The sequence below is a fragment of the Paenibacillus endophyticus genome, assembly GCF_014192395.1.
GTDB lineage: Bacteria > Bacillota > Bacilli > Paenibacillales > Paenibacillaceae > Pristimantibacillus > Pristimantibacillus endophyticus.
On the sequence record NZ_JACHXW010000031.1, the window covers coordinates 1 to 19,214 of the forward strand.

General features: G+C 48.9%; 20 protein-coding genes and 1 other RNA gene. 2 read left to right on the top strand and 19 right to left on the bottom strand.

Annotation, left to right across the window (positions count from 1 at the left end):
• Window positions 1–271: 271 nt before the first annotated feature.
• From FHS16_RS29590 to rpoE, 14 genes are all read right to left on the bottom strand, one after another.
• The gene (locus tag FHS16_RS29590; RefSeq protein ID WP_183571044.1) at window positions 272–535 is read right to left on the bottom strand and encodes a pro-sigmaK processing inhibitor BofA family protein; all 264 of its coding nucleotides are present in this window, start codon (window positions 533–535) and stop codon (window positions 272–274) included.
• The gene (locus tag FHS16_RS29595) at window positions 532–780 is read right to left on the bottom strand and encodes a DUF2508 family protein (protein ID WP_246432043.1); all 249 of its coding nucleotides are present in this window, start codon (window positions 778–780) and stop codon (window positions 532–534) included. Before FHS16_RS29595 ends, FHS16_RS29590 begins: the two co-directional genes overlap by 4 nt.
• 160 nt (window positions 781–940) lie before the next feature.
• A complete protein-coding gene (gene recR / locus FHS16_RS29600) occupies window positions 941–1,540 on the bottom strand; it encodes a recombination mediator RecR (protein ID WP_183571048.1) in 600 nt (199 codons plus the stop codon).
• A 42-nt stretch (window positions 1,541–1,582) separates the two neighbouring features.
• Window positions 1,583–1,894: a YbaB/EbfC family nucleoid-associated protein gene (locus tag FHS16_RS29605; protein ID WP_183571050.1), complete on the bottom strand. Its 312-nt coding sequence runs from the start codon at window positions 1,892–1,894 to the stop codon at window positions 1,583–1,585.
• A 24-nt stretch (window positions 1,895–1,918) separates the two neighbouring features.
• Window positions 1,919–3,712, bottom strand: coding sequence for a DNA polymerase III subunit gamma/tau (dnaX, locus tag FHS16_RS29610; protein WP_183571052.1), 1,794 nt, complete (start codon window positions 3,710–3,712; stop codon window positions 1,919–1,921).
• Window positions 3,713–4,031: 319 nt separating this feature from the next.
• Window positions 4,032–4,300: signal recognition particle sRNA large type (ffs, locus tag FHS16_RS29615), an RNA gene on the bottom strand.
• Between the two features lie 70 nt (window positions 4,301–4,370).
• Window positions 4,371–4,790: a hypothetical protein gene (locus FHS16_RS29620; protein ID WP_183571054.1), complete on the bottom strand. Its 420-nt coding sequence runs from the start codon at window positions 4,788–4,790 to the stop codon at window positions 4,371–4,373.
• Window positions 4,791–4,873: 83 nt separating this feature from the next.
• A complete protein-coding gene (gene rpmE, locus FHS16_RS29625) occupies window positions 4,874–5,071 on the bottom strand; it encodes a 50S ribosomal protein L31 (protein ID WP_053373265.1) in 198 nt (65 codons plus the stop codon).
• A gap of 143 nt (window positions 5,072–5,214) precedes the next feature.
• Window positions 5,215–6,468 carry a radical SAM family protein gene (locus tag FHS16_RS29630; RefSeq protein WP_183571055.1) on the bottom strand — a complete coding sequence of 418 codons (1,254 nt, stop codon included), beginning with the start codon at window positions 6,466–6,468 and terminating at the stop codon, window positions 5,215–5,217.
• A gap of 21 nt (window positions 6,469–6,489) precedes the next feature.
• Window positions 6,490–7,824 carry a transcription termination factor Rho gene (gene rho / locus FHS16_RS29635; RefSeq protein WP_183571057.1) on the bottom strand — a complete coding sequence of 445 codons (1,335 nt, stop codon included), beginning with the start codon at window positions 7,822–7,824 and terminating at the stop codon, window positions 6,490–6,492.
• Window positions 7,825–7,947: 123 nt separating this feature from the next.
• Window positions 7,948–9,210 (bottom strand): UDP-N-acetylglucosamine 1-carboxyvinyltransferase, encoded by a 1,263-nt coding sequence (gene murA, locus FHS16_RS29640; RefSeq protein WP_183571059.1) that lies wholly within the window; start codon window positions 9,208–9,210, stop codon window positions 7,948–7,950.
• Window positions 9,211–9,583: 373 nt separating this feature from the next.
• Window positions 9,584–9,982 (bottom strand): response regulator, encoded by a 399-nt coding sequence (locus tag FHS16_RS29645; RefSeq protein WP_183571061.1) that lies wholly within the window; start codon window positions 9,980–9,982, stop codon window positions 9,584–9,586.
• A 157-nt stretch (window positions 9,983–10,139) separates the two neighbouring features.
• Window positions 10,140–11,741 (bottom strand): CTP synthase, encoded by a 1,602-nt coding sequence (pyrG, locus tag FHS16_RS29650; RefSeq protein ID WP_183571063.1) that lies wholly within the window; start codon window positions 11,739–11,741, stop codon window positions 10,140–10,142.
• Window positions 11,742–12,207: 466 nt separating this feature from the next.
• Window positions 12,208–12,780 (bottom strand): DNA-directed RNA polymerase subunit delta, encoded by a 573-nt coding sequence (gene rpoE, locus FHS16_RS29655; protein ID WP_183571065.1) that lies wholly within the window; start codon window positions 12,778–12,780, stop codon window positions 12,208–12,210.
• 461 nt (window positions 12,781–13,241) lie between these two features.
• Here rpoE and FHS16_RS29660 point away from each other — a divergent pair, with 461 nt between their 5' ends.
• Window positions 13,242–14,378 (top strand): S8 family peptidase, encoded by a 1,137-nt coding sequence (locus tag FHS16_RS29660; protein ID WP_183571067.1) that lies wholly within the window; start codon window positions 13,242–13,244, stop codon window positions 14,376–14,378.
• 28 nt (window positions 14,379–14,406) lie between these two features.
• On the opposite strand, the gene argS is transcribed toward FHS16_RS29660, so the two are convergent.
• The 4 genes from argS to FHS16_RS29680 form a co-directional block, all read right to left on the bottom strand.
• Entirely contained in the window at window positions 14,407–16,086 is a 1,680-nt protein-coding gene (gene argS, locus FHS16_RS29665; protein WP_183571069.1) for an arginine--tRNA ligase, read from the bottom strand.
• Window positions 16,083–16,550: a YwiB family protein gene (locus FHS16_RS29670; RefSeq protein WP_183571071.1), complete on the bottom strand. Its 468-nt coding sequence runs from the start codon at window positions 16,548–16,550 to the stop codon at window positions 16,083–16,085. Before FHS16_RS29670 ends, argS begins: the two co-directional genes overlap by 4 nt.
• Before the next feature lie 79 nt (window positions 16,551–16,629).
• A complete protein-coding gene (locus FHS16_RS29675; protein ID WP_183571073.1) occupies window positions 16,630–17,139 on the bottom strand; it encodes a DNA-deoxyinosine glycosylase in 510 nt (169 codons plus the stop codon).
• A gap of 450 nt (window positions 17,140–17,589) precedes the next feature.
• Complete coding sequence (locus tag FHS16_RS29680) at window positions 17,590–17,901, bottom strand: tyrosine-protein phosphatase (RefSeq protein ID WP_183571174.1); 312 nt, start codon at window positions 17,899–17,901, stop codon at window positions 17,590–17,592.
• Here FHS16_RS29680 and FHS16_RS29685 point away from each other — a divergent pair.
• Entirely contained in the window at window positions 17,888–18,151 is a 264-nt protein-coding gene (locus FHS16_RS29685; RefSeq protein WP_183571075.1) for a hypothetical protein, read from the top strand. The genes FHS16_RS29680 and FHS16_RS29685 overlap by 14 nt on opposite strands.
• 191 nt (window positions 18,152–18,342) lie before the next feature.
• On the opposite strand, the gene speB is transcribed toward FHS16_RS29685, so the two are convergent.
• Window positions 18,343–19,212: an agmatinase gene (gene speB / locus FHS16_RS29690; RefSeq protein ID WP_183571077.1), complete on the bottom strand. Its 870-nt coding sequence runs from the start codon at window positions 19,210–19,212 to the stop codon at window positions 18,343–18,345.
• Window positions 19,213–19,214: the final 2 nt, after the last annotated feature.

Consider the following 19,214-nt stretch of genomic DNA (forward strand, 5'->3'; position numbering starts at 1 on the left):
TCATTACTTGTTATCGCTTTTTCGCTTATCCCGAAGGATTTGCGAGGCAGTTGTTACTCGTTGTTCAGTTTTCAAAGAGCAATCTTTTCTTTCGTGTCGGCCGTGTGTCTCATTGGCGACTTTTATAATATATCACAGCTGCCCAAGTTAATGCAAGTCTTTTTTTAATTTCTTTTTTCAAAGCTTGTTTACTTACTCTTGGCGCGAGAACTAATGTAGCATATAAACGATACGCGAGTCAACCTTTTACTTCAACCTTTTTACAAAGCCATCATATAACGACCCATTGGAGACCTACTATTAAAGCAATCCCAGGTACGCCTAATGTTATTACTGTTCCTATGGTAACCGGATTAAGGGGTATGTAAATACCGGGCAAAAGATCAGAGTAATTAAGCAAATAGAGCAATCCAGCAGCTAAGACAAGATGGAGCGTAAAGCTGCGAAGCAATCTCCACGACAGCTTGTTCTTGAATAATACAATAGCCAATAAAAGAGAAGATGCCACGAACAGAGTCAACCAAATCGCGTTCATATTCTAATTCCTCCCCAACGAGGCCATTTTTCACTTGTTTGTTTCGCCAATCGAAGCAGCATTTCATATCTCTTCTCTGCAGTAATGATACTATAAATAGCGTAATCGATTTGATCCTTTCCAACCGCATACTCAAAAAAACGATTAGCATTCTCCCATTCACGGTGTGCTTCCGATATTTCCTTTCGGATTTCCTCCATTAGCGCCGAATCTTTATGTACAGCTTCTTGCTGCTTTTTAATCAAGCCTATCCCCTCCCGCATATCTTCGTCATCGCAACCCATTACTATATGTATAGGCTTGGACTAAGGAATAGAACGGCAGATTGGACGACTGTGTGTCTGTCGAAACAACAAAAGCGGCGAGCCCAGTAAATACCGGGCCGCCGCTTTCGGAAAGATATATTTAATTAATTTCTCTTCGCCCTTCGAGCGCTTTCGATAACGTAACCTCGTCCGCATACTCAAGATCCCCGCCAACCGGCAATCCATGTGCAATGCGCGTCACACGAATGCCAAATGGCTTAATGAGCCTCGATAGGTACATCGCTGTCGCTTCGCCTTCAATGTTCGGGTTAGTGGCTAGTATAAGCTCCTGCACACGCTCATCGCTGAGTCTGCGCAGCAGCTCGGCAATTCGAATTTCATCCGGTCCAATGCCCTCCATAGGAGAGATCGCACCCTGCAGGACATGATATTGCCCCTCATAGTCTTTCATACGCTCGATGGCTACAAGATCCTTCGAATCCTGAACGACGCAAATGACCGACTGGTCACGCGATTTATCCTGACATATCCTGCATGGATCGGTATCCGTAATGTTGCAGCAAACCGAGCAGTAGAACAAATTACGCTTAACGCTCACTAGCGCCTTAGCGAAATCAATAACATCGTCTTCTTTCATTCGAAGTACGTGAAACGCCAGACGGGCGGCCGTTTTGGGTCCAATACCCGGTAATCGCGTAAAAGCATCAATCAACTTCGCTATCGGTTCGGGGTAATGCAAAACTGGGTACAGCTCCTTTCAAACATAAGCAAGACTGCTGCTCTAGAACAATCCAGGAATTTTCATTCCGCCAGTAAATTTACCCATATCCTTATTCGCAAGCTCATCTACCTTGGTAAGCGCATCGTTCACAGCTGTAAGCACAAGATCCTGCAGCATTTCTACATCTTCCGGATCTACAGCCTCAGGCTTAATGGTAATGTTAAGCAGCTTCTTATGGCCATTAGCCGATACCGTCACGACACCGCCGCCAGCTGTTCCTTCGACTGTTTTCGTTTCAAGTTCTTCTTGAGCCTTCATCATTTGATCCTGCATTTTTTTAACTTGTTTCATCATTTGGTTCATGTTATTCATTTCTATTCACCTCATCATTAGTATTTAATCATTATCCTTCACAACTACCAGGTCTTCGCCAAAAAGCTTAACGGCTTCCTCTACCCACACCGGCCTGCCGGGTGACTGAGGAGCATTGGATGATTCAGCTGACTCATGCTCGAGCTGCAGCGTCTCACTCTTCTGGGAAACCGCCCCCTGTGCGGCAGCCTGCCAGTCTTTCATCATGACTGTAACAATTCGGAACGATCCCCCCAGCACTTCGTGCATCACTTTTTCAATAATATCACGATTCGCTGGTTTTTCGGTCGTTTCCCGGTGCATGGTATTTTTGAATGCGACAAGGATAGCATCATCTGCTGAAGCAACTGGTTCTCCATCCTTCAACCAGGCATGAACGGTAATCTTGGCATCCTTCACACCTTGAAGGACATCATTCCATTTCATACGGAATTGATTGAACTCAGGGCTGCCTGCATTCGCCAAATACGGATCAAGCTTAACGGTTCTCGCCGCTCCCCCAGATCCGCCAAACGACGTGCGAACCGCGTTCGTTCGCGCTGCTTGCTTGCTTGCCGCCTGATCTGCAGCCGAAGATTGTCCTCCGCCCGCTATTCCATTCTGCATGGCCTGTTCCAGCTTGCGCTCAAGCGCCTCAACCTGCTGCCGCAATCGTCCCACTTCCGCGGCTTGCGCTCCGTTAGAAGCTGCAGACCCCGTACTTGAAGCAGCTGCACCGCCTGCGGATTGCTCATCGCCAAGCGTACACAGCTTCATAAGCGCTACCTCAAACAAGGTTTGGGGCTGGGAAGCGTGCTTTAGCTCGACTTGATAGCGGTTGAGCGTATCGATCATGGCGAACAACCGAGCTGGCGTGAAGGCATCTGCCATCATTTTGAAGCGTTCCGGATCAACAATTCTTTCTGTTACCGCGCCGCCCTGAGGTGCAAGCTTCATTACTAACAGATCTCGGAAGTAATAGATCAAGTTCTCGAGGCATTTGTCAGCACTTTTGCCCGCTTGCATCAAGCTCTCTACCAGAGGCATCACAGCCGAAACATTACGATCCTTGACCGCTTCCGCCAATTGATAGAAGTGATCCGCAGCCATGCCGCCAGTCACATCTACCGCAGCTTCAAGCGTAATACGATTATCAGCAAAAGCAGAGACCTGTTCCAGCAAGCTAATCGCATCTCGCATACCGCCCTCGGATAATCTGGCGATATACGCAATCGCGTCCTTATCCGCCTCGATACCTTCCTCCTGGCAAATCTTAATCAAGTGCTCCGTCTGCTCTTCCAGCGAAACCTGCCTGAAATCAAACCGCTGGCAGCGTGATATAATCGTAGCAGGCAGCTTATGCGGTTCGGTCGTCGCCAAGATAAATATCACATGCCCCGGCGGCTCCTCCAATGTCTTGAGCAAGGCATTGAACGCCTCAGCCGTAAGCATATGTACTTCATCTATAATATAAACCTTGAACCGCACTTCCGAGGGTGCATATCGCACTTTGTCACGGATATCGCGAATTTCATCAATTCCACGATTAGAAGCAGCATCGATCTCGATTACATCCATAATATGACCAGCGGTAATCCCTATGCAAGCATCACATTCATTACAAGGTTCCTCAGCCGGACCACGTTCGCAGTTAACCGCTTTCGCTAGTATTTTGGCAGCGCTGGTTTTGCCTGTTCCCCTTGGCCCGTTAAAGAGATAAGCATGTGACACTCGTTGTTCACGAATGGAATTCTGCAGCGTTTGGATAATGTGCTGTTGTCCAACCATGTCCTGAAACGTCTGCGGACGCCAGGCACGGTATAAAGCGATATGTGACACGCAGACCTTTCCTTTCGTGTTGCCTTTTATTGCAATAAAAATTGCCGCATTCCTATTATACAACAACTGTGTAGCAAGCAAAACTTTCTTTTACCTGCCAAATCCATATTCTATTACAAGAAGAAACGGCTTCGCAGTCCTCTGCAAGAGGAGGGTATCCGTTTCTCGTAGAAATAGAAGAATACGTTATCGCGTGAAACATATAAAGTCTTATATTTAAACAAAAACACCTGCTTCCGCTAATTCCGACTAGAGCATCGAACAGCGTAACCAGGTGTTGCTTCTGTTATTGATATTCAAGGTTTAAAAATGGTTAGTACCGTGCACCTACTCCTGATAAATGCGACCCAGGCGACATCCTTGCACTACAGCTCGAGTCAGGCACTCCCCCGGCACATGAACTAATTTGCTTATGGCTGCTTCCTTCCGGACCTGACCGGGTTCACAAACGTCCATTGCGGAGGACCCAACTGTCAACACTGCTCGCAAGTGCCAAGACCCTACATCAGCATAACCTCAAATAGGAATTCAACCTCGCTACAGCGGATTGCGAGTTACAGGGCACCGCTACCTCCCCATCTAGCACGGCAAAAATAAGTATAGCCGATTCGAGCACAAAGCGCAACTCGTACCGTAAATTGGAACCATATGGCGATTCTTATCGTTTGGCTTCCACATGAACGTTATAGCGCGGCATATTATGTTGCACAACCGACTGAGCCTTCGCCCGCAGCTGCTCAACTTGCCCGTCCGACAAAGAACTTGCCACATCCAAGTTTACATGCAAGTCCGTACCGTTGAAATAAATTCTCGTATGCTCTATGCCGTTAATAGGCTTAAGCACCTGCTCGATCATATCGCCATCTGCATTATAATTCAGATATTGAAGGCGGTTCGGCAAGTTTGGGTTGCTGTTCGAATATCCCATATAACCGTCATGACCATATGTTTTCATTTTGTCCTGCTTGCTGCTGCCGCATGCCGTAAGCGTTATGGCTAACAACAGCACGAGTAGCAGCATTAACGATATTCGATATGAAGCCAATCGATCCGTAAGAACCGTTCGTTTCTTTTCCAATCAAAAAACCTCCCTTCTAACCAATAGGATGGCTGAGGGAGGCTCTTGTATTCTGCCAAATAAAGGCGGAACGATTGAATGGATTAAATACCGTATTTCTTCTTGAAACGATCGACGCGGCCGCCAGCATCCAGGAACTTTTGCTTACCCGTGTAGAATGGGTGGCATTGGGAACAAACCTCTACGCGAAGGCTCGGTTTAATCGAACCAGTCTCGAAGGAATTTCCACAAGCGCAAGTTGCTGTAATGATGTGGTATGTCGGATGAATAGCTTGTTTCATCTCGTTCACCTCTTTCTGCCCTGAGTCGCATGCGGACCCAGAGTTAAATCACACATCTCGGATTATAGCATGAACTCTTTTACAGTTGCAATGAATAATCGCTCATATGTTAATATTAGCTAAAATTACCGAATAAGGAACTCTTATCGGCGCAAGGCGGCAGGCGGGACATGTGTATAGGAACCAATCACAACATCCGGCAGCTCCTCGCGAAAAATCTCCAGCATCTGCTTCATCCCATAAATTTCACCCTGGGCCTTTGGAATAATAGCCAAATAACTCTCAGGATCGATATTCAGATTACGCATTTGGATGAGCTTAAGTCCGGTTCGCTTAACGAAGCCGATCATCGCTTCAATTTCTTCCTCGCGGTCGGTAACCCCTGGAAAAATCAAATAGTTAATAGAGGTATATACCCCATTGTCAGACGCATATTTCAGCGACTTCTCCACATTCTTTAAGGTGTAGCCACGCGGCTTGTAATAAGCGTTGTAGTGGTCATCGAGGGCGCTAATCGTACTTACCCGCATCAGGTTTAGCCCAGCATCCACGATAGCACGCATGTAATCCGTTAAACCCGCATTGGTATTGATGTTGATATAGCCAAGCGAGTTCTGACTGCGAACGCGATTCATCGCTTCCACAATAATTCTAGCTTGCGTTGAAGGCTCCCCTTCGCAACCTTGTCCAAAGCTGATAATCGATTCCGGCTCACGAAGATGCTCCAGCATAATCTCCACAACCTCTTCAACGGTCGGTTTAAAGTTCATGCGAGTCTGCGGAGCGACAAAGCCGCTATCGTCAGGCTGCTCCGATATACAGCCAAAACATCCGGCATTGCAAGAATAGGACACCGGAACGGCTCCTTCCCATCTGCCAAGGAAGGTGTTCGAAGAGGTTAGGCATTCGTATCCCAATGCGCAATTGGATAAGTGCTTATACAGCCGATTTTCCGGGTATTTGGCAAGAATACGTTCGACTTGGATGCCTAATTCACCGCGGTCGCAATTGAGCGGATCCCATCTTTCCGGATCATCGCATTGCTCCGCCGTAACATAAAAGCCTCCATCCTTCCACACCACTGCCGTATATCCGAACAATGGCAGCTTCTCATTCTTATCGGCCTTCACGTACCCCGGCAGACATAGACGGGTAAAGCCTTGGGGCAGCAGCGCGCCAACCGCTTGCGCGCCGCCAGGCAGCATTTGCATTTCGCCGGAGTCCGGATTAAGACCAATCGGCCTAGTAAAAGGCAGGCTTACTAAAGTCGCGCCATTAGGAAGAGGAATCAATTCCTCCTCCATAATCTCGACAATCATATCGCCGCTTCTTCCAAGTGCTATAAAATCGGGATGGTCAAAAACATTGCCGTTCTCATCCGCATATACGAGATTCATGTTGTTCTCCCTCCTGCGGCCTTACGATCCGTGCGTCGTTCTAGGCGTTGGCCGCCTGCTGGTCGCTGTCGTGCTGCTTTTGATACCGGACCGCTCCGGCTTCGCTTCTACCGTTGTATCAAGAGACATGAGGAACTGTTCGTTGTTCTCGCTGTCTTTTAGTTTTTTCAAAAAGTTATCGACATAGTCAGGCGTATCCGTCATGCCCCTGCGGATGGCCCAAACCTTCTCAAGCTCTTCCTTTGTAAGGAGCATTTCTTCCCGTCTTGTGCCTGATCTGCGTAAATCGAGCGCAGGGAAAATACGTCGTTCGGAAAGCTTCCTGTCGAGATGGAGCTCCATATTGCCCGTACCTTTAAATTCTTCATAAATAATATCATCCATACGCGAGCCCGTTTCGATTAGGGCAGTAGCGAGAATCGTCAAGCTGCCGCCTTCCTCAACGTTTCGGGCCGAACCGAAGAACCGCTTCGGACGGTGGAACGCCGCCGGGTCGATACCACCGCTAAGCGTACGTCCAGATGGAGGAATAACTAGGTTGTAGGCTCTCGCTAGACGAGTAATACTATCCATTAAGATGACTACATCCTTCTTATGCTCAACCAAGCGAAGAGCTCTCTCGAGAACAAGCTCCGCTACTTTAATATGATTCTCCGGCAGTTCATCAAAGGTCGATGCAATAACCTCGCCCTTCACCGAGCGCTGCATATCAGTTACTTCCTCGGGACGTTCATCAATAAGCAGGACAAACAATTTGATATCAGGGCGGTTCTCTGAAATGCTGTGGGCAATTTCTTTGAGCAGCAATGTTTTACCCGTCTTCGGAGGAGCAACAATCAAGCCGCGTTGCCCAAGCCCAACAGGAGCGAGTAAATCCATCATGCGTGTGGATAGCTTCGACGATGTCGTCTCCAGAACCAGTTTCTTTTCTGGATAAAGAGGAGTAAGCGCAGGAAAATGCAGCCGTTCCGATGCTGTCTCCGGGTTCTCGCCATTTACAGCATTCACCTGGAGAAGACCGAAGTAACGCTCGTTTTCTTTAGGCGGACGACACTTTCCGGATACAAGATCGCCGCTCCGCAGATCGAATCTGCGGATCTGTGACGCCGAAATATAGATATCTTCCTTGCTCGGCAAATAGTTGATAGGCCGTAAAAATCCGAAGCCCTCTGGCAATATATCGAGCACGCCTTCCATGAACATGAGGCCGCTCTTTTCCGCTTGGGCACGCAAAATGGCAAAAATCAGTTCCTTTTTCTTGAGCGTTCCATAATAGGGAACCTGAAACTGCTTCGCTAATTTGTATAAATCAGTTAACTTCATCTCTTCTAGATCCGCGATCTGAAGGTCTGTCATGTTCTCACCACTTTATTCAATTTTCATTATGATTTCGTATATCTAGTAAAATCATAGAACTGATTAATCATCATTGCCGAATTAGACGCCGTCTATTCCACAGCGTCCGCATCATCTTATTCCTTAGGAGATGGCTTCTGTCTCACGCCACACTTCAGCACCTAATCGGCATAGATTTTCTACTAGATTATCATAACCTCGGTCAATATATTCAACGCCTGTAATTTCAGTAACACCCTCATCTACTGTCAATGCAGCAACAACTAACGCAGCGCCTGCACGCAAGTCTGCAGCCTTTACTTTAGCTGCATTCAGCTTGCCGCCCTCAATAACGGCGGAACGGCCTTCAACACGGATATTAGCGCCCATGCGAGATAGCTCCGGCACATGCTTGAATCTTGTGCCGTACACGTAATCCGTTAGAATACTGACACCTGTCGCTTGAGTAAGCAGCGTGGTCATGGGAGATTGAAGATCGGTTGGAAAGCCAGGATACACGAGCGCTTTTACATCAATAGATGAATATTCCGGTCCACCAATAATGCGGATAGACTCATCCATCTCAATAACCTGAACGCCCATTTCTTCCAGCTTCGCTGTCATTGCTTCTAAGTGCTTCGGGATAACATTATCAATAAGGACATCGCCGCGAGTAGCCGCAGCAGCTATCATGTACGTACCAGCTTGGATTCGGTCAGGAATAATGGAATGGCGGCAACCGTGAAGCCGATCGACCCCTTCAATCCGGATCGTCTCAGTTCCCGCGCCTTTGATTTTTGCGCCCATAGCATTGAGGAGAGTAGCTACATCTATAATTTCAGGCTCTTTTGCCGCATTCTCAATAACGGTTAGCCCTTTTGCCCTGGATGCAGCAAGCATAATGTTAATCGTAGCACCAACACTTGACACATCGAGGTAGATCTTCGCGCCGCGCAGCTCTTTCGCTGAGATTCGTATTGAACCGTGGTCATTGGTAACCGTTGCTCCAAGCGCTTCAAAACCTTTGATGTGCTGATCGATCGGTCTTGGCTCAAAGTTGCAGCCTCCAGGCATGCCAATCGTTGCTTCTCCGAATCTTCCGAGCATAGCCCCCATTAAATAATAAGAAGCGCGCAGCAGCTTTACCTTCCCATTAGGCATTGCCTTCGAAACAAGCTGAGATGGATCAATGCGCATCATATCCCCGTCGCGTTTCACAACTGCGCCAAGCTCCTGCAAAATTTCTCCGTAAACAGCTACATCACTTATTATGGGCAAATTGTCGAGCACAACTTCCGATTCTGCCAGAATCGCTGCAGGCACGAGTGCAACCGCGCTATTCTTTGCCCCGCTGATCTGGACAGTTCCTCGAAGCGGCCGTCCGCCTCGTATCATTAATTTCTCCATCTAATTATATTTCCTCCCGTAGATTGGAAGAGAATAAAGGAAGAACCGCCAAAGCAAGCGAGTGTTCTACCACTGGCCGGTTTGAGGCGGTTTGATTCCTTTACTCCTGTTATTGCGCTTGAATATGACTTATAAGACAAGCGTATGGCTTCATTGAATACCAGCCTACTTCGCATCGCGCAAGGGCTGAACATATATGCATCGTATAAGTACTTTGCCTTTGAGCATAAAAAAATCAAGGGTGCAGCTTGTCATTCTGAGCCATTATACCATACTGGAACTTGAAATAGTAACGCTTGTTTTCACGCTTCCAAAAAATGAAAAAAACGACATCGCCCCAAGCAAGCGACGATGCCGTTTTTATTGTATGAATTTAGGAGCCTATTGCAAAGCGGCTTGTGGAGTTTCCTCCGCGCAGCTGCATATTAACCGCAATCCGCATCTCGTCGATGTCGAAAGGCTTCGTAAAATGCATCAATGCGCCGAGATCTGTCGCTTCTTTAATCATATCAAGTTCACCGTATGCCGTCATCATGATGACTTTAATGTTCCGGTCAATCGTTTTCACATGCTTTAAAATTTCCAGACCATCCATGCCAGGAATTTTCATATCCAGCAGTACAAGATCGGGAGACTCGTTCTTCACGATTTCCAAAGCCAGCTTGCCATTAGACGCTTGGAACGTATTGTAGCCTTCGCTGCTGAACACTTCCATTAGCAATACGCGAATACCGTTCTGATCATCAACGATCAACACTTTCTTCTTATCCAACTCCAAATCCCCCCGCGACTGAGTTTACCTACAAAAATGGCCAACTCTTCCATAATCGTTAATATATTCGCTAGGTGGGGTATATAATCCTTCTCACTCCGAGAAAAAGTTATCAGTTGTTGTTATGGAATATGTCATAAGCAGAAGTGACGGTTAATTATTCGGAATAGCCAAGCGCTGCCTGTACGAATCCGCGGAATAAAGGCTGCGGACGGTTCGGCCTAGACGTGAATTCCGGGTGGAATTGAACAGCCAAAAACCATGGATGGTCAGCCATTTCCACCATTTCGACAAGACGTCCGTCAGGTGAAGTGCCCGAAATCGTCAAGCCCGCTTTCTCAATCATCTCGCGGTATTCATTATTGAACTCATACCGGTGACGGTGACGCTCATAAACAAGCTCATCGCCATACTCGCGTGCCGCAAGCGTGTCCGCTTTCAGCTTGCACGGATATAGTCCAAGGCGCATTGTGCCGCCCATATCTTCAATGTCCTTCTGATCCGGCAGCAAGTCGATAACCGGATACGGCGTGGACGAGTTAATCTCGGAGCTGTTCGCATTAGCTAGTCCAGCTACGTTGCGAGCATATTCGATTACAGCAACTTGCATGCCTAAGCAAATACCGAAGAACGGAATTTGTTTTTCGCGCGCATACTTGATCGCCGTAATTTTGCCTTCGATACCGCGATCGCCGAAGCCGCCAGGCACAAGAATACCGTGAACGCCTTGCAGCTGTTCCCCAACGTTCTCTTCCGTAAGCTCATCGGCGTGCAGCCAACGAATCTTCACTTCTGAATCGGAAGCAATGCCCGCATGCTCAAGCGACTCCACAATGCTCAAATAAGCGTCATGCAGCGCAACATATTTGCCGACAATCGCGATTTCCGTTTTCTTGTGAAGCGATTTGACACGCTTAACAAGCTCTTCCCACTCGCGCATATCCGGTGGATCGGTTTTCAGCTTCAGATGGTTCACGACGATCTCGTCAAGACCTTCCTCGCGAAGCATTAACGGAACCTCATACAATGTCGAAGCATCACGGCATTCCACTACGGCATTAGCGTCGATGTCGCAGAACAAGCCAATCTTGCGTTTCAAATCATCGGCCAGCGGATGCTCAGTACGGCATACGATTACGTTAGGCTGAATGCCGATGCTGCGCAATTCCTTAACGCTGTGCTGTGTAGGTTTGGTTTTCACTTCGCCTGCAGCCTTGATGTAAGGGATAAGCGTGACGTGGATATACATCACGTTGTCACGGCCGATATCGCTTTTAATTTGGCGAATCGCCTCAAGGAATGGCAAGCTCTCGATATCCCCTACCGTGCCGCCGATTTCTGTAATGACAACATCGGAGCCCGCTTCTTTGCCCGCGCGGAATACACGATCCTTGATTTCATTCGTTATATGCGGGATAACCTGAACCGTTCCACCCAAATAGTCGCCTCGGCGTTCTTTGGTAATGACGTTGGAATAAATTTTGCCCGACGTTACGTTATTGTTTTTGGAAAGATTAATATCGATGAAACGCTCATAATGCCCGAGGTCCAAATCCGTTTCTGCGCCATCGTCGGTAACGAAAACTTCTCCGTGCTGGTATGGACTCATCGTTCCCGGGTCCACGTTGATATAAGGATCGAATTTCTGAATCGTTACTTTGAGGCCCCTATTCTTCAGCAATCTGCCGAGCGAGGCTGCCGTAATCCCTTTGCCCAAGGACGACACTACGCCGCCGGTTACAAATATATATTTGGTCACTGTGATGATACCCTCCAAGCTCCTATGGTTAATGTTTAGGTTTGCCCATTTACTCGATAAACATGGATGCGAATAAGCTCCGCTCGTCCATCCAGTTTGTGGGAATGCATCCTACAGACCCATCCCTCACAAACAAAAAAAGTGACACCCGTAGTAACGGGGCACTTTTCCATTTTGGCATTTATAAAAATATAAGGAGCATTGTATAGCATGCTGCTGCGCTTATATTTCACCGCGCTGCGAGCTGGCTGCCTCAATTGAACGGCTCCAGTCGCCTGCGCTTGTATGCATTATTAGTTAACCGAATCTTTAGCCCATGAGATAGTTTACTCTGCGCTTGCAGCACCTGTCAAGCTAAACCGACAGGATGCAACGCGTATCCGTGTTAATTGCTAGAGGCAAAGCTCGTACGAACAAAAAGGATAGACATGCGCGAGCTGATTACGCCGACATGGCAGCCTTCAGCTTACTTCTCGTCGCTATCGTCTTCTTCGAAATCCTCATCGTCGGAATCCTCGTCATCCGCATCCAATTCGCCGTCGACCTCTTCCTCGTCAAGCTCCTCGTCATCGATGCCGACTTCCTCGTCCACTTCCGCTTCCTCTTCCGCTTCTTCGAAGTCCTCGCGGTCTTCGTCAAATACGTCGTAGTCCTCTTCGGCTTCAGCGTAAGTATCCTCTTCCTCGTCTGCGAACACATCATCGTCCTCAAGATCATCGTCATCGTTAATGATCCGGGTACGCTTCGCATTACCTACAGGATCTTCGGAACGCTCAACAGGATACCAGCGTTTCAGTCCCCACATATTGCTGCCGACACAAGCAAAACGTCCGTCAATGTTGATCTCCGTATAAACCTGTGCGATGAACTGGTTGATTCCCTCCGCGTTAAGACCGCGTATTTTAGCGATCTCCATCATGAGATCGCGATAGTAATAAGGTGTATTAGCCGCTTTCAGCACTTCAAAGGCCAAATCGACCATAGGCATTTCCTTCATACGTTCAGGATCCAGCTTTAACGTAAAATTGCTGCTGCTCATATGGACACATCCTCTCTTGCCAATCAAATTATGTACGCGTTCATTCCATTAGAAATGCAAGGACCGTGTACGTTTTCCTCGTATACACCGCTCACATATCATTGCGCGACGAGCGGTTGCTGCCAGTAGATGGCACCCGTCGATTACGCTAGTCAAAGTATAGTAAAACCTATTTCCTCTAAAAAAGCAAGCGGCCCTTGCCGCACCCGTACAGCTTGGACTTAAATGCAAAAAGCGAAAGGATCATCCTTCCGCTTTGACTGTATCCATCCGGCCATGACACGAGGTAACGCACCTTGGACGTAAGAGCTCCTGAGAACCCTTTGTTCATGGTATGTCACCAAGCGGATTTTGACACGGATTGTTGCCTAATTATGTGAAAAAAGGCAAGTGGCTCATGCGATATGGAGCGCTCGGTCATACAATAGTGCAGCACGGTCCGTCGGGAGGGGAAGCCAAGTTTGGACACCGCCGCTTTTATCCGCTTGTTGCAGGATACAACGGCTTGCACGGACAGATCAACTGTGAAACGAATCATTCGTTTCCAGCGTGCGAGCGACTACCGAAACTTCCTGGAACAATTGCCGCAGGTCGCTTCGTCATCATCGCCACATAAAAGCATAAGACAAATGCCAAGCATTCGCGGAATTGCATGCCGATTGCATCCCGAGGAGACGCTGGAGCGTTTCGCTGGCCGGGTGTGGATCGAAAAAGATTGCAAAATCAGCGTTCATTCTTCATCGCAAAAATCGATTACTGTAGATAAAGGCATTCCCTGGGGCGTTAATCAGATCAAGGCCCCGCAGGCGTGGGGCACAACAACCGGCCATCGCATCAAGATAGGCGTCATCGACACGGGGGCTGATTTCAGTCATCCCGATCTTCGCCATTCGCTCTCGCGGGGCATTAACCTATTGAACCGCAGCATGCTTCCGCATGATGATAACGGACATGGCACGCATATCGCAGGCACGATCGCAGCTGCCAATCAGCTTCAAGGCATGATCGGCGTTGCGCCGCGTGCTTTGATTTCGCCCGTGAAGGCATTCGACCATAACGGGAGCGCCTTCGTCTCCGATATCATTCTCGGAATCGAGTGGTGCATCCGCAATCGCGTAAACGTAATCAACATGAGTTTCGGCATGAAAACTAGAAGCAAGGCCTTGCTCGGCGCGGTTAACAATGCCCATAATGCAGGCATCATTATCGTAGCCTCCTCCGGCAATGACGGAAAACGGCGGTCGGTCGACTATCCGGCTCGCTACCCGCAAACCATTGCGGTTGGCGCAACCAACAAGCTGCGCCGCGTGGCAGCGTTCAGCAACAGAGGCGCCTACATTGATGTCTATGCGCCAGGCGATAAAATCGTTTCAGCTTGGCTTCGCGGCAAATACAATGAAATGAGCGGCACATCAATGGCTACCTCGCATGTCAGCGGAGCGATCGCGCTGCTGCTTGCGCATAAGCCAGGGCTTTCTCCAACTGAAATTAAGGCGATCATCAAACGCTCCGTACAGCCCCTTAGAGGCAACAAAGCCCGCCGAACGATCGGCGAGCTCGATGTGATGCGTATGATGCAGGCCGTGGACAAATCATAAGTCCATGGCTTGTTTTATTTGGATCATGCTACATCCGCTCCGGCGCGGATACGCCAACAAGGCGCAAAACGTTAGCAAGAGAGATGCGTACGGCAGCCAGCAAGGCAAGGCGTGCATGAGACTGCTCGGCATCCTCTGTGATGACGCGCTCTGCTCTGTAGTAGCTGTGGAACTGGGAGGCCAGCTCATATACGTAACGGATGAGGCGATGCGGCGCATATTGCGCGGCAGCTTCCGTAATTTCCTGAGGAAGCTCGCCGATTTTGCGCAGGAGATCGAACTCGCCTTCCGCTGTCAGTTTGCTGAACTGAATCTCGTCGGCCGATTTCAGCGTCAAGCCCTGCTCCTCGGCTTGTCTGAAGATGCTGCAAATACGGGCATGCGCGTATTGTACATAAAACACCGGATTCTCATTGGAAGTCGAGATGGCAAGGTCCATATCGAAATCAAGATGCGAATCCATGCTCCGCATGGAGAAGAAATAACGAATCGCATCAATGCCGACCTCGTCCATCAGATCCTGCATCGTGACGGCTTTCCCCGTACGCTTGGACATCTTCATTTTCTCGCCGTTCTGGAACAGGCTCACCATCTGAGCGATTAAGACAGTCAGCTTCTTCGGATCATTGCCGAGCGCCTCCATGGCCGCCTTCACGCGCGGAATGTAGCCATGGTGATCGGCTCCCCATATGTTGATCATTTGATCGAATCCACGGCCGTACTTGTCCCGGTGATAAGCAATATCCGGCGTCAAATACGTATATGAGCCGTCATTTTTCACGAGCACGCGGTTTTTGTCGTCACCGAAGGTCATTGTCGAAAGCCAGGTTGCGCCTTCTTCCTCATAAACATGCCCTGTCGCTTTCAATGCTTCAAGGCCTTGCTCGACTTGACCGCTTTCGTAAAGCGCGGTCTCGCTGTACCATACATCGAAGCCTACGCGGAACCTTCCTAGATCCCGTTTGATCTTGTCGAGCTCACGCTCCAGTCCGAATTGACGGAAAAACGCAAACCGCTCTTGATCAGGCAGCTCCAGCAGCTTGTCGCCTTCTTGCTCAACCAGCAGCTTTGCAAAACCAATAATATCTTCGCCGTAATATCCGTCCTCCGGCATGTCCGCTGTTTGTCCCAGAGCTTGGCGATAACGCGCCTCAATCGAGATTGCGAGATTCTCGACCTGTTTGCCGGCGTCGTTGATATAGTATTCCCGCGTCACATCGTATCCTGCATAATCGAGTACATTGCATAGCGCATCGCCTACAGCAGCACCGCGTGCGTGACCGAGGTGCAGGCTGCCTGTTGGGTTCGCGCTCACGAATTCAACCTGTACGCGTTTGCCGTTGCCTACCAACGTCCGGCCGTAGTTTTCGCCTGCTTCAATTGCCGCGGCTACTACGGGATAAAGATAGCTGTTATCCATGCGGAAGTTGATAAAGCCTGGTCCTGCAATCTCAGCGGACTGAATCGATGCTTCCTTCATATTCAAATGCTCGATAATCGCCTCTGCGATTTGTCGAGGATTTTTCTTCGCCAGCTTCGTTAGCTGCATCGCTGCGTTTGTCGCCAAATCGCCGTGCGTTTTGTCCTTCGGCACTTCGATTACGAACGCGGGAAGCTCTTCCCGCAACGCAAGTCCTGCCGCTACCGCTGCATCCGCGATAGCTGCCTTAACCTGCTCGTACATGTTTTCCAATACATTTGCGCTCATTGATTTTTATCCTCCTGTATATGGAGCCTGATATGGAAACGGCCCGACTTTTGTTGTCCTACATGCATCTCATATTCCCACTCCAGCGTGAAAGGCAGCCGATCCGGAAGCGATTCATCGTTCTTTCCCGAATTGTCAGGCTCCTTCAGCGATAGCTGCAGCGTATCCGTTTCAAGCGTAAACGAAGTCATCGAAGAATGATATTTCCCCGTTCTTCGGAGACCGGGCACGAACAGCTGCTCCGACTCAATCACGCCGCGCCTCGTAATAGACAGCTCGCCCTGCCTATATTTCACGAGTGTTCGCACCTCGCCGGCGTTCGGATCGCCTTCGACGGCAGGCTCGATGTATCGGATAAAGATGGAGCGTTCCTTCCGGAACCATTCGCCTTCATAAACGTGGATGTGCGAGCTTCCATCCTGTATGCTCTCTAATGTAATTCGCACTTTCCTGTTCTCTGCCATTATCTTGCTCCTGTTATCAGTCTAATCTTATGTAACTACTATATACAGGTAGACTCTTAATTTCAACGATAGAACGCGGTTAGTTTGTCGCATAAGGCACGATGGCGCTCCATGCGCCTACGCGGTCCTCCAGCGTTCGCATTTTTGGAGTAGGAATCGGACTGGAAGAAGGAAGCTTCAACAGCGTGATTTGCTTAAAGCTTTCATGCCCCCGGTAAAACTTGTGAAAGGTGTCATATGCCTTCGCTCCGTTAAAAGCAAAACAGCGCAGCTCCGGATAATCAGCAACAAGCTCCGGCAATTTCTGCGGCACTTCCGCGCGTATATTCACGTCCAAGCTGCCTTCGCGCTCGCAGGACTCAATGACGTCCCAAAGCGCCAAACGGTGCTCCTTTAGAAAAGCGAGCCGGTTTTCATACACGGGATCCATGTCCGAATTGTTGAATAATCGATATATAATCCGCCACATAAAGTTTTGAGGATGCCCGTAAAACTGCTGGTGCTCAAGTGATTTCACGCTTGGTGCCGTCCCTAAGATAAGCACGCGAGCACGTTCATCAATAACGGGCGGAAACGAATAAATGCGCATAATAATCCCCCTTTATGTCCATTCTTACTAAGATTCATGCAATAGAAATTCATTAAGTCCCTGTTTAGTTTACGCATTGAGGCCTTTCCTTAATCGCATGAACGCCAGACCGGACAGCGAACCTTATCAGATAATATCAAAGAGGCTGTCTTCCTCCGGCATTTCGCCCTTTTGCAATAGCCGTATTGGATCAACTGACGCTACGGCTGAGACTGTCGTGATTCGATCACAAATAGAAACTGTCGTGATTCGATGCTCATATAATTAGCTTGTGTTCTTCAAATAATTATAGCACGTCGACTTCTGCCGCTCTTTAAGCTCAATCGCCGCGAGAACAAACAGAGTGCTTATTACATGATTTCGAAAGTGAATTTCGAATTTTGTCGAACGAACCAAGGAAACGCAAAAAACCGCTCAGCTGCTGCCGGCGGTTTATGATCTTTATCGCTTTTATGAGGTGAGGTACATATATTGAAGCTTCTCCCGATCTGACAGGGTGAGACCCAGCCCCTGCTCCCAGTACTGCTCGAAGCCGCCATAGCGCGCGTCCATTTCATCAAAGGATGCCTGCAGATACGCCGGCCTTGCTTCCATGAGCGCTTGCGCTACTTCAGGCGAGAGCCTGCTTATCATCGACGCATGGGCCTGGCTAGCGCCCTGCATTTGCTCTTTGAAGCGATCGGCGAACATATTCGTCAGTGCATAATCATTCAGCACCGTGCTGCGCGGAACGCCAATCGCTTGCAGGATGACGGCAGACACAAAGCCAGTTCTGTCCTTGCCTGCCGCGCAATGGAATAAGGCTGGAGCACCGCATGCGACGACTCAAACGACTATGGCCTCTTATATTAATTACAAGTTGACCCCTCATATTAAGCACTATTCGGCCAATAAGCTGAACAAATCGATTTACGATGCCCTAATGGCGGGCAACGATGATGAGGCTAAGCATATAGCAAAGAGTGCTTATGTATACGCGCGCAGCCGCATGTTCGACAACGGTCGTTTCTAACGACAGCAGCAACCCAAGCGTAAACGGCTGAAGCCGTCCTCTGGCGGCTAAGCTTACGTTTCGCGTAGTAATATAGAGAAAGTTGGCGAAAAGATATACTTTCCTATATTTTAAAAAAGGCTTCGCCTCCAAGCGGAATGTTTACCGCTGGCGGCGAAGCCTTTTCTGAATATATGGTGTGAAGCGAATGGCTATTTCAAAAAGCCGAGCAGCATCTCGCGGATAATCTTAGCCGCTACGATCTGCGTTTGCTCCGTCGGATCATAGGCAGGCGCTACCTCAACGAGGTCGAACCCGACAATGTTCACGCCGGAACGGGCAATCGCATGAACCGATTCGATCAGCTCTTTCGACGTAATGCCGCCTGCTTCTGCCGTGCCTGTACCAGGCGCTGCAGAAGGATCAAGCACATCGATATCGATGGTCAGGTAAACGGGACGGCCTTCAAGTTCTGGAAGCACCTTTTTCAAAGGCTCCAAAACCTCGAATGGATGGAAATTAATGTTCTCGCGCGCATATTGCCATTCTTCGCGTGAGCCTGAACGGATACCGAATTGGTAAATGTTCTGGCCGCCCATTAGGCCAGCTGCTTTGCGAAGCGGCGTAGAGTGCGACAACGGCTCACCTTCGTACGATTCGCGCAGATCCGCGTGCGCGTCGAAGTGGATGATCGCAAGATCGGGGTACTTCTTGTACACCTCTTGGAAAATCGGCCAAGAAACGAGGTGCTCGCCGCCGAGTCCAACGGGGATTTTGCCATCGTCCAAGACGCCGCGTACGAATTCACCGATAATTTCAAGGCTGCGTGCTGCGTTGCCGAAAGGAAGCAGCAGATCGCCAGCGTCGAAATATTCAATATCCTCCAGGCTGCGGTCTAGGTAAGGACTGTACTCTTCAAGCCCGATGGACACTTCGCGAATGCGCGGAGGCCCAAAACGGGAGCCTGGGCGGAAGCTGACCGTGAAATCCATCGGCATGCCATAGATGACTGCTTTGGAGGCTTCATAGTTGTCCGAGCTCAGAATGAAGACATTGCCGGAATATTTTTGATCCAATTTCATGA